We start from the raw sequence: 11,447 nt of genomic DNA on the forward strand, positions 1-11,447 counted from the left end.
TGTTAACCCTCCATACCGCTAATAGCGATCATATCGTCATCTGCCTTGGCTCGATAAACCCGTAGCCCACCATCATAAAAATTAATTTCACGACTGGATTTAGCTTGCCCTGTAATTAACTCAACAAGTTCATCCAGCAATACGATGGAATTTTTATCATACTTATTCGGGCGATAACCATTGTTTAACTTGTACAATAGTTCAAATAGATTAAGCCCAATATGAACAGGAGGTAGTGAATTTTGTCCCACTTTTAAATGGACATCAAAGCCAGTTGGATGAGCAGTATGTTTATTACAGATAGCTTCCCAATTAGGTTTAATCTCTACTGGGGCCGTTATTTTAACGCCACCGAATTCACCTAAAAAAAACTCTTCTTTTTGCATACTTAATTCTGGTGCTTTGCGGTTAGCATAGCGCTGTATGCCTGCAATAAGTTCAAAAATATAGAAGCGATTTAATAATTTTTTCTGTTCTGCATTTGCAGTATAATTTTTATGCAAATGCCAAATTTCTGAGTAACGCTCAAATAATGTTTCATTAAAGAAAGATGAAAATTTTTGGTGGTAATCATTTCCCAATGACTCATATTGTAGTAACCAAAAAAGCCGAATTAATGAGGATGCATCGCCAGACTTAATACACTGACGATCAAATTTAATGTGTAACGACTCAAGTGCAGTTAAAAACTCATCCAACTCAGGGTCAATCAACCCAAGCTCATAACGCAAAACAAATTGGTCAAGCTCATATGTGTGTAATCTAGCAGGATCAAAATCAGAAATTTTTTTAATTAGCTCATTTTCTGCAACAGTAAAAAGATTATCAAATAAATAGCCAGGCCCCATGAGTAGATAATGCAAAAAATCCAGCAATGTTCTGGTTGTCACAAACTGGTCTTTTATTAATCGTGCTTTAAAAAGTTGTGTGATTAACACATCTTGTACACCTGGCATACAAAGTAATTTAAAGTTTGCGACTTCTGTCAGGTGTGGATTTATTTGCTCGTCTTTCCTGAAAATCACTTGGAATAAATTATCATCTTCATTTTTAGTTAAATTTTTTAATAGTGATTTAATAAATGGTGAGTACTGCTTATTTTCATTAAATAGGAATTTAGGGTAATCCTCGAAGTCAAAAAAAGAGTAATTATTCACCTGATAAGGACGGTTACCTTCCTGCTTTACGGATAAAAATTTATCAATTATCGACCTTAGCTCTTTATGACATTCACTGCCTTCCCTAGCAAAATTAGCTAACATACCAGTATTAATGCCTATAAGGAGTGGCCGTGACTGTTGATTATGGTTATCAAATAAATCATTTAGTGCATCGATAGCTGACTGTCGAGGACCAAAACTATGCGTAGCATCAAGATGAAAATTGAATTTATTCTGATAACGTAGATCTGACTTACAACGGGTTAGAATTTCAGATTTCCCATCACCACTACTACCACACAAAAAAATAATTTCTCCTGGTTTCACCACATCTAAGTACTTTTGCAAATCTCTTTCTATTTCTTGTTCAACAAAGAGCTGTTTTTTTAACTCATCAAAAACATCCTTTTCTCGATCAATCTCTGTTGTTACAGAAAGTGAAGATGATTTTGCAAGAACCCTCAGCGCTTTACGTAATGTGATTGTACTCATAACTTCATAGTCTCTGATGAAAAATACTAACGATTTTATATAGCAATGCTCATTACCTCTACCTATATTTATGTTATTTAAATATATAATGAGTGAATTTGCATCATTTATCAGTTTTTGATCACAAAAAAGTTAGAATTACTTATCAAGTATTATAAATAATTAGCTGTTCGCCCAGTCCACTCCCCTTAAAATAAGATGGCGATACTTAGATTTTCTGCTCTAAATTTGCAGAGGTCATGATAAAAAAGTCCATTTTACTAAAACTCAAATCGTGAATATCTTAAAGCTCACCGATTTGGGATGAAAGTGGAAGACATTTGTCGTTAAAATGAGATCAGCAACGCCACCTACTACAATTGGAAATCAAAGTGCTTAATCTCGTAATACATTAGTATTAAAAAATTAAAAGAACTCAAATAAGAAAATACAACACTCAAAAAATGTTTGCAGAAACCAATTTTGAAAACCATGCTATGAAGGTGCGTTTCGCAAAAAAAGTTAATAGTGACCGAAAAGAAATCATGCACACAATCGCTTATTCAAACGGATTTATCGTTCATAAAAGCGTGCAAATTAATCTCGTTATCTTGAGCCACTTTTTATCGGAAGACACAAAATTGGCGTAAGAATAAGAAGGATAAAATCGTGATTGATGCTATACAAACTGGCTAACCAAAACGCCTTAATCTGGCTTCTGGAAATACTATTTTCGACTGCAATCTCAAGGTTATCTCTTTCATCATAAACAAGTTTATCGCGTTTATTGCCGTTTTGGGGTTAAACCTGAAACGGCGAGTTAAAAAATACTGCCGAAACGAGAAAAAAGCCCCTTAGTGATTGAAAAAGTTTCGAATGTTCAATGGGCATTGGATTTTGCACATGACAGTTTATATTGTGGTAAGCGTTTCAGAATATTGAATATTATTGATGAAGGAACACGTGAATGTTTGGCGATTGAAGTGGATACATCGTTGTCAGCTGAACGGGTTATTAGAGTGCTTGAACGCTTAAAAGTCGACAGAGGAGTGCCGAAACAAATACGCGTTGATAATGGACCGGAGCTTATCTCAACCAACCTATTGAATTATTGTACAAATAATCAGATTGAGCTATGCCATATTCAAACGAGCAAACCGCAACAAAACGGTTTTATCGAACGATTTAATGGCTCCTTCTCCCCATGAGTTTTTAAATGCCGATTTATTTGAGTCATTAAACCAAGTACGAGAAATGGTGTGGTTTTGGCAACAAGATTACAATTTGAACCGCAGCCATGAAAATTTAAATCACCTCCCACCGAAGGCCTATCGTAAACAGTTAGAATACTCTAATTTGGTGTGTCTCAATTAAGAGGGAGTGGACGGAAGCTTATTAGAAGATATGTTGCAGCCTGTACGCGTTGTCTCACATAAATCACATAACAGGCTGAATTCGTCAAATGCAGCGATTGAATTTAGCAACATTTGACTCTCTCTTTAATCATAGATAAAAGTAACACCAATCACTGATTGTACTTTCCCTGCCGTCACCTGCCCTGTAGTACGTGCATATCGTGCACTCAAACCTAAACTCACCGCAGATGTTCCCACAGCCCCCAACTGCACGTTTTGGTTAGTTGGGATGGCGTTTCCATTACGCACTAATTGGATCCCGACGCCTTTTGCCGCATTAGTTCCCGAAAAAGTGTTCGCAAATATGGAAGAGCTGGTATCCGTCGAACCTGTCAGGTAATAAGAAATATTTTGATTTCGTGCACAATAAATAGAAAGTGGTACTGGTGCAGTCGCAGGATATTCAGGCAGATTAACGATCACATTACGCGAAGAAACATCACAACCACCAATAGGTACTACTACATTATTGTTGGCATATAAATTCCACGTAAAGGTCGCCGTCTCCACATTACCGCCACCAACAAGAGCAGAGCCAACTTGGTACATCACCAATGTCGCAAAACGAGTGCCTTTATTGATAACCACTCCCCCCGCCGCTGAAATAGGGGTCAAATATAGCTGAGTGTTCCAAGGTGTATAATTCCCTGAAGGGAAATTCTGTTGATGAGTCGGTGACACCAACGGAAACGGATAGCTTGACGTATAATAGCGTAATGAACCATTAAAGTTCGACAATACCCCACCATAGGCAGAGCCTCGTCTCATACTCACCAAGTCCCTACGAGTTAAAGGACTATCGTTGCGACAAAAAATAGATCGTGACAAATCCACCACTAAGTTTTGTCCTGCTTGCACACTCGGTTGAAGGTTAACATAAACGTTCGCAGTCGCTGTCCCCGAAAGACTATCCAACACATTCCCCGTTGAGTCATAACAAGTAAATGCATACACAGAAGAGATACTGGCTAAATAAATAATCAGATTAGCGAAAAATAATTTAATCATTTTTTTTACATTCATGGTTTAACTCACTGATAAGTGTAAGTGACATCAATCACTGCCTGGATAGTTCCCTGTGTCGCACCACCTTTGACTGTTAATGCTCTGACTCTTAATGGAAAACTCGTCGACATGGTAGAATCATTGACCTGTAATTTTTGCTGCGCACCGTTATTCAAATTTGTTCCTGCACTATTTTGCAATTGCAACTGAATGTTGCCTGCCGTACCTTGGTTTTTATAATAGCCGGTGGTATCGGCGATCCCTTGAAAGGTTGCCGTCACTGCTGATGTACCAACCGGGCAATTCTCTAAATTCAATGAAATTGAATGCCATTCAGAGGCTGAGCCAGCAGAAATTAAATTGAGGGTATATAGATCACCCAATTCAACATTGGCGGTAGTGGTTGCTACAGTACAAGGCTTTGCCACCACACTACCATTCACGGTGACTGTGGCATCCGCCGCATAGCTTGAGGTTATCTGGCTTGATAACACCCCCAATAGTAGTGTAGTGATCCTCTTCCAATAATTATCAATCATGGCATCCCCTGTTTACTGAAATTCAAGCGTGAAAGTTGCTGTCGCTCGTACATGACCTGCAACAATAGGTAAATTAGAAGCCATCAATCGCGCATAAAATTGCAAGGTATTACTTCGCCCAGCAACCAATGGTGTCCATGCAATTTGATTACTATTGGCATTGAGTACCAATGGCGTTCTACTGCCATCTAAAATTTGTATCCCTGCTCCTGAAGCATTAGAAGTTCCTGGTTCTAACGCCAATAACGACGTATTGTTTGCATCTGCGATGCCCACAAATCCTACCTTGACGGCTAATACTGACGCCCCACAAGGGGTAAGCTCAATTTGGAATGGCACAAGTGGTGTCACTTCACCGATGGCATATAGTTGTCTAACGGCATTATTTAGCAGATCAACGACTTGATTCTGAGAACCCGGTGCGACTGCACAAGTGTTGTCTTTGACATTGCCTTTAATAGTGATCGTGCTATCCGCTGCATAAGCACTTGCAGAAAACATGATCGACGACAGCAAGGTTGCAGAAAAAATCTTCAATTTATCAAACACTTTTTGCTCCTTAAAGGCACTCTACACGATGCTTACTGAGTATTTCCTGCCGGCTTTGCTCAGGCAGTGTGTAGTTGACTTGGCATTGTGCATCTGGGCTATCTCCCCAGCGAGCAACCAATTGCCCTGCCAGTGGCAACCCTGTTAGATAAACCAGCCCATCATCGGCAACAATACTGCCACCATTACTGCCTTTTGAGGTTACCACTGCACCAAATGGCACAGGTTTGCCCTGTCTCATGAGTGTCATTAGTACTTTCACACCTACTTTAGGATGGAAATCCGCACGCACTACTGCACCTCGAGTCGGTACAACACTCACGACGGGATCTTCAAGATCAACATTATTAGCTAATGTATTGGTATTAAGAGCGACTCGGTTTTCACGGTAATCAGAGGCATAGGGCAAAACGGCATAACCACGCCAATCCGTTGTAACACCGGTTTGGTTTTCAACTTTGACATTCCCGGCACCCGGCGCTTTAATTAAAACCACCGTATCATTCATTGGCTGGCTTAACGTGACCCCATTAGCATGCGCTAAAATCCCTCCACTTAAACCGTAATACATCTGGCTTAAGTCATTGGTATAGCTATAGCCCACGTTGGCATTACCATAAGTACCGCGATAGTTGAGTGAGGTATAGCCTGTTGCAGAAGAGTTTTCTTCCCCACCGCCGGCATAACCTGTTTGCACGCTATAACTTAAATTATTGTCATCCAATAATGTTCCATAGATACCAGCCGTATTGGTGACTCGGCCTTTCAGATCATGTGAAGCGTTATAGCTGGCACTTGCATTACGCCAGATAGATTGGCTATCCGAACGCAGCCAATGACTGAATGGAATATTTACATTCAAGGCCAACATTTGGTCGTTGGCATCCTGCCACGAGTTTTTCGATAGGCTGTAACTTAAGCCCCAATTGATCCCTTCGATTAACGTATTGATACCAACCTGTAATTGCTTATCTGATTTATTAGTATTCCAATATGTTTCGTGACTACCCGTCACATATAACGTCGATTGTTCACCCAATTGTTGAGTCAAACTTAATTGGATTTTTTCGCGTTTGTTATAGGCTAAGTTGTAGTAGTCGGTGAATTTCGGCGTAACCTGTATAACACCATCTTGTGTTGCAAGGTTATAGCCATCCATTCGTTTATAGGTGGTATCCGCGAATGAGTAATAACCCTTAGTTGAATAACGATAACCAGCTAACTGAATAATTGTTCCCGTTTCATTCAGTGACTTGTTATATAAGGAGCGAATAGATTGTCCTTGATGATTACTATCATCAGGTAGCTTGGCATTAGCTTGTGTAATATCGACGGATAATGCCCCAAACACACCAATATTTTTACCAATACCAGCGTTGAAAGATTGGTAGCGATTTGCAAGTTGCGTTCCACCATATAGCGTCCAACCATATGACAAACCACGCATTATGGTACCTTGTACAAAGGTCGGCTTTTCTTGTTGCCCATTTCCTGAACGGTAGTCACCTACTGTAACCGCATATTTAGTATGCCCTTCACGCTGTAGCAAAGGCACCGAAGAATAAGGCACCGTGAAGCTTTGTATTGAACCATCCGCCTCTGTAATGGTAACTTGGAGATCACCACTGTTCCCTGCCGCATATAAATCATTAATAACAAAAGGCCCTGGCGGAAAAGTATTCCGGTAAATTTCATAGCCATTTTGTTTAATTGAAACGTCAGCAGTGCCTCGTGCAATACCACGGATCACAGGCGCAAAACCCTTTTCGCTTTCCGGTAGCATATTATCGTCGGAAGCTAATTGAATACCACGGAAGTTAAAACTGTCGAAAATATCACCAAGTGTGTAACTATCACCTACCGTTAAGCGTGAGCGGAATTCATTGATACCGCGCTCTAAATAAGTATTGATATGCTCCCAACGCGTTTCACTGTTAGTCTTACCGCTACTGTGACTCCATGTGGAGTTATCGCGCAAGCGCCATGGCCCAAGGTTTAATCCACTCTGTAAATTCAGGTAGGTATAGCTGCTATGAGTACCATTTTGGTTACGTGCACGACTTCCCGTGAGGCTATAATTTAAAAGACCTGCAGTAATACCAGAGTCCCAATACTCAGTAGGAATAAAGTCTCGCGCTCTATCCCTCATATACACTTGAGGCACAGTGATATATAAACGTTGTAAGCCAACATCAAATTTTGATGTTGAATCAGCAATCAATGTATTTAAAGGCTGACAAGTGTCCTTAGAGATTGTCTCGACATTTGGAATGGCCAATGTCTTCACACCCATTTTAGCTAACTCACCAAGCGTTAAACATGGCGACAATTCTTTGCTACTCTTATCGATAGTAAAATGAACATCTCGAATCGATAAATATCCATCATTGAGATACACATCAACACGATAAGTGCCTTCAGGTACTTCTTGACCTTGTTCAAAAGCAGACAGGTCAGCAACAGCAGAAGGATCATCAGACAAAAAGCGTGGGTTAAAGTATAATTCTGCCTCAGCCCAAGTAGGGTATAGGCAGACACCAATAAAGAGTGCCAATGGAATTAAGGGAAAATGGCGCTCGGGTAGATTGCCAAAAAACGTTTTCTTCTCCAAAATTAATGGCTCTTTTCCAGATGCCAGATATGACATGTTCCCTCCGACCCGATCTGCTAAATCGCTCAGTAAGTTATTTAATTCAAAGTGATAGTTAGCTATTTTTTTATAAGTAAGAAACCCGCTTTTACAGAGTACGCCCCGTCATTTTGGGGGTTAATGCGCCGTAATCATTGATGGTTTGGAAGGAAATCTCACCATTTGCATTAGCCGGTACGGTTACTGACGCGTCACCGAAAGGCGGTACTAGCACATTATCTAGCTTCACCGAGCCGATTTTTAGTTCAGCTACCGTGGCAAAATATGGTGTTGGATTAGTGACAAACAGTGTTCCGGCTTGCCGCTTAAAACGTAATTCTTCAGCCACTTTATCTGGCGCAATCGCCAAATCAGTAGGACGATAATAAAGTTTGATACGGCTGATAATCGCTAATTGCAGGGTATTTTCATTTTGCTTTGACTTATCCATAGCAGGTATCGCTTTGACATTTAACCAAAACAAGCTTTCTCTATCCTTAGGCAATTGATTATTGGTTGCATCAATAATTCGTAAGGTATTTTCTTTTTTACCTTGCATAGAAAATAGCGGAGGTGTGATAGCAAATTGGTTATCTTTTTGACCGTTAGCATTTTCTACCCATGATTGGATAAGAAAAACGCCCTTTTCATCATTATTGGTGACAGCAAGTTGAACCTGTTTTTGCCCTGCAGGGTAAATAACCCGCGTAGCGCCCAAAGCAACTCCTGCGTATACCTGAGTTGATATACTTGAGCAGAGTAATATAAATAACGCAGTAATTAGTTTACGAGTTGTTCCTGTTCTCATGGTTACATCTGTCCTTCTTTTACTAAAAACATTAAAAATACGCGCAGACATTTTTTTGATCTTTTTATTCATTCATATGTGAGCGAAAACAGTGCTTGAGCATCCGCTTTTCCGCCTGTAATTTGGTCGCTAGTCGCACGATACTTCGCGACAAAATGTAAAGTCATATCACCGTTACTGACTCGCTCTATTTTTCGTGGTGAACTATTTATTGGGATCAACGTATCTTTTGAGTCAAAAATAGCCAGTCCCACACCTGTTGCCGTATTAGGTCCATTATCAATAGCAAAGATCGCTGGGTTTTTATCGTTAGCAATACCCGCAAAAGTGATTGAGACGTATTCACTAGCAACAGCGCTACATTCTCGGAGATGAATATCAAAGATCACGGGGTCTGTATCTTGGCCTGATGCATTGAGCATATTGGTGCGCAACTGCCCCATATTCACGATCAAACTTCTATCTGAAGTTTCAACACTACAAGCTTCAGCAATCAGTTCCCCTTGAAAGCGCATTCCTCCGCCTGGAAGTTGGACTTGCCACTTATTTCCAGCTTCCATAAGCGGAGAAACCAAAAGTAGTAGAACAAGTATCAGCCCTCTCATGAGCTTTCACCTTTTTAGTTTTGTTTATAAAAAGCCGTCCATGGCCTATTGGGTTTTTCACCCTTCATCCATCGCGCAATAATTACTCGTACTGAACCGCAAATGTTGCGTCAGCATTCGCAATACCTGCTGTTGTTGCACCAAGTGCATAGTAACGTGCTTGGAATGGCAGAACGTTATTACCATCATTCAAAGTGATAGCACTACTAAATGTTGCACCATCAAGATCTAGAGGTACGCTTTTGGAGTCTAAAATTTGAATGCCAACGTTAGTCGCAGAACCTGCTGCTGAACCCGCAACAGCTAGAACCGTTGGGTTAGCGGCATTTGCGGCTACGCCTCTAAACGCGACTTTTGCAGACGTTGCAACAGTGGTATCACAATCATTCAATTGAATGTTGAAACCAACTGGAGAGCTGGTGTCACCTGCTTGTGCTAACTTAGCAGTACGGAATTGGCCAAGACGTACAGTTTGTTCTACAGAGTTAGCATCAACAGCACATGCTGCGTTCACCAACTCACCTTTAAAGTGCACAGTACCGCCATTAACTGTTGTCGTTTCTGCAACAGCAGCAACTGAACTTAAAGATAGAGCCGAAACAATAACAAGTGCTAGTGATTTAACTTTCATAAAATTTCCTTATGTTTATTTATTGCAAAAACTTTGACAATAGAGGAGGGTTAATACCATTTAAATAAAGACACAGTTAAAATGTTCGAATTTAATTAAATTACAAAACTGTAATTCAATTAAATTTAAATATCTGTTATGCCTTATTACTCTCTGCGTGTGTTTTTGTATTTATCAGAATCAAAAAAACGCTTTATTTTTTCGAAAAACATTTCAACATCTGCCCCATCCATTTCAAGCGCATTAAAAAGTATAATTAATTTGTCGAATGTTATATTATTAACCCCATTTTCATAACGGGATATTTGTTGCTGACTTACATTAATTTTTTTGGCTAATTCGCTGCCTGTTAATCCGGTTCTTCTACGATAAGACTTCAGCATTCTGCCAATATTATTAGATAACGAATCATATTTTCGCTCTCGCATTCTAAACCTCTCTAACTATTATTAGCGGATTTATTCTATGTATTGTTTATAAGAGAAACATTCGTCAACTCATATTAGGATATAGAATCATTTTTCGAGTTAAAAATTGTTTTTTTCGATCGAATTGTCTAATTTTGATAGTCGAAATCTATTGTATTTTTGTTTTCGATCGGTTTTTTCGATTAAAATAAGAGGGAATCAAAAGAAAAATCCCTTATTAATTAACAATATAAATAAAGTTAGATTTTAATTTAAAATAAAAAGAAATATTTAGGTGAATAATACGATAAATAAATTACATGTAATACATGTAATTTAGAAACAATAATTTACAATAAATAGCTAAAGTAGGCATATATTAAAAAAACAAAAAATTTGCTGAAGTAAAACTAAAAAACACGATCAACAAACAAAATAAAGAAAACAAGAATTTTATTTCAATAAGAATATCAAAAAACGTGACCAAAACATTATCCACTAAGAAAATTTAAAATACTAACCAATACAGAAATTCTATAAATCTAATAATTTTTTCACGTTATTGAAAATAAAAACAGTTAAACATCCACCGTTAAGATAATTAGCCAAAAATTATTTACCCAACAGAATAGTGATTATTTACTCCTGTAATTTCAAACTCAATCTTAAAGCACAAAAAACAATCAGACACATAAGAAATACAAATGAATGGTTGGAAACTCAGTATTATTTACACATTATAATAGAATTTACTCGTATTAATTCACCTTCTCTCTCTTCCGCAATAAAAATAAAAAACCAATATTGATCAAAAAAAGATTGATTATAATTGATAATAAACTTTAAAAATAAAATAGGAAACAAATTACTCTAAAAATGATAATGATTAATGTCAACTGAAGTATTATGGTAAGTTTTAGAAAGGATAATGTAGAGAGTTACTATAAACGCCAGTAATCCTCTATTTGACAGCTTATTTATAATTGGATCTTTTGCTACTTTCTCAGCGATTTCAACAGACAAGCCAATGTAAGCCCAAGGGGCCTAGGTTCCTTTGATTTCACCGCTGCTAAATGTCGCTGAGATAACCTCATTCTAAACTAGGTAGTATAAAAACCTTCACCGTGGTAATCCCCCCGTTTTTAACCGAGGTTATAAGTAGAATCAGGTCATTCGTTGTAGATGTTGCATTGGGGTATAGCCATTCAACGCCATGTTCGGCCGTTCG

At 38.6% G+C, this 11,447-nt stretch carries 9 protein-coding genes and 1 pseudogene; 1 reads left to right on the forward strand and 9 read right to left on the reverse strand.

Features of this window, described 5'->3' with window-relative positions:
- Positions 1-2: 2 nt before the first annotated feature.
- Complete coding sequence (dptF, locus tag PR709_RS18175) at positions 3-1,652, reverse strand: DNA phosphorothioation-dependent restriction protein DptF (protein ID WP_154625847.1); 1,650 nt, start codon at positions 1,650-1,652, stop codon at positions 3-5.
- A gap of 226 nt (positions 1,653-1,878) precedes the next feature.
- Here dptF and PR709_RS18180 point away from each other — a divergent pair.
- Positions 1,879-3,005 (forward strand): annotated as a pseudogene (locus PR709_RS18180) (IS3 family transposase).
- 125 nt (positions 3,006-3,130) lie between these two features.
- Here the strand turns inward: PR709_RS18180 and PR709_RS18185 are convergent.
- The 8 genes from PR709_RS18185 to PR709_RS18220 all read right to left on the reverse strand — a co-directional run bounded on the left by PR709_RS18185 (position 3,131) and on the right by PR709_RS18220 (position 10,240).
- Positions 3,131-4,069: a fimbrial protein gene (locus tag PR709_RS18185; RefSeq protein WP_036942797.1), complete on the reverse strand. Its 939-nt coding sequence runs from the start codon at positions 4,067-4,069 to the stop codon at positions 3,131-3,133.
- 8 nt (positions 4,070-4,077) lie between these two features.
- Complete coding sequence (locus tag PR709_RS18190; RefSeq protein WP_272571086.1) at positions 4,078-4,590, reverse strand: fimbrial protein; 513 nt, start codon at positions 4,588-4,590, stop codon at positions 4,078-4,080.
- A 12-nt stretch (positions 4,591-4,602) separates the two neighbouring features.
- Entirely contained in the window at positions 4,603-5,091 is a 489-nt protein-coding gene (locus PR709_RS18195) for a fimbrial protein (RefSeq protein WP_004917440.1), read from the reverse strand.
- Between the two features lie 58 nt (positions 5,092-5,149).
- Positions 5,150-7,786 (reverse strand): fimbrial biogenesis usher protein, encoded by a 2,637-nt coding sequence (locus PR709_RS18200; protein ID WP_272571087.1) that lies wholly within the window; start codon positions 7,784-7,786, stop codon positions 5,150-5,152.
- Between the two features lie 91 nt (positions 7,787-7,877).
- Positions 7,878-8,576: a fimbria/pilus periplasmic chaperone gene (locus tag PR709_RS18205; RefSeq protein ID WP_088499421.1), complete on the reverse strand. Its 699-nt coding sequence runs from the start codon at positions 8,574-8,576 to the stop codon at positions 7,878-7,880.
- A 68-nt stretch (positions 8,577-8,644) separates the two neighbouring features.
- Positions 8,645-9,181 carry a fimbrial protein gene (locus tag PR709_RS18210; protein WP_004917443.1) on the reverse strand — a complete coding sequence of 179 codons (537 nt, stop codon included), beginning with the start codon at positions 9,179-9,181 and terminating at the stop codon, positions 8,645-8,647.
- Between the two features lie 82 nt (positions 9,182-9,263).
- Positions 9,264-9,812, reverse strand: a complete 549-nt coding sequence (gene fimA, locus PR709_RS18215; RefSeq protein ID WP_040132505.1) for a type 1 fimbrial major subunit FimA — start codon at positions 9,810-9,812, stop codon at positions 9,264-9,266.
- A 146-nt stretch (positions 9,813-9,958) separates the two neighbouring features.
- Positions 9,959-10,240 carry a helix-turn-helix domain-containing protein gene (locus PR709_RS18220; RefSeq protein WP_014657375.1) on the reverse strand — a complete coding sequence of 94 codons (282 nt, stop codon included), beginning with the start codon at positions 10,238-10,240 and terminating at the stop codon, positions 9,959-9,961.
- Positions 10,241-11,447: the final 1,207 nt, after the last annotated feature.

It is taken from the genome of Providencia sp. PROV267 (assembly GCF_028477825.1).
Classification (GTDB): domain Bacteria; phylum Pseudomonadota; class Gammaproteobacteria; order Enterobacterales; family Enterobacteriaceae; genus Providencia; species Providencia stuartii.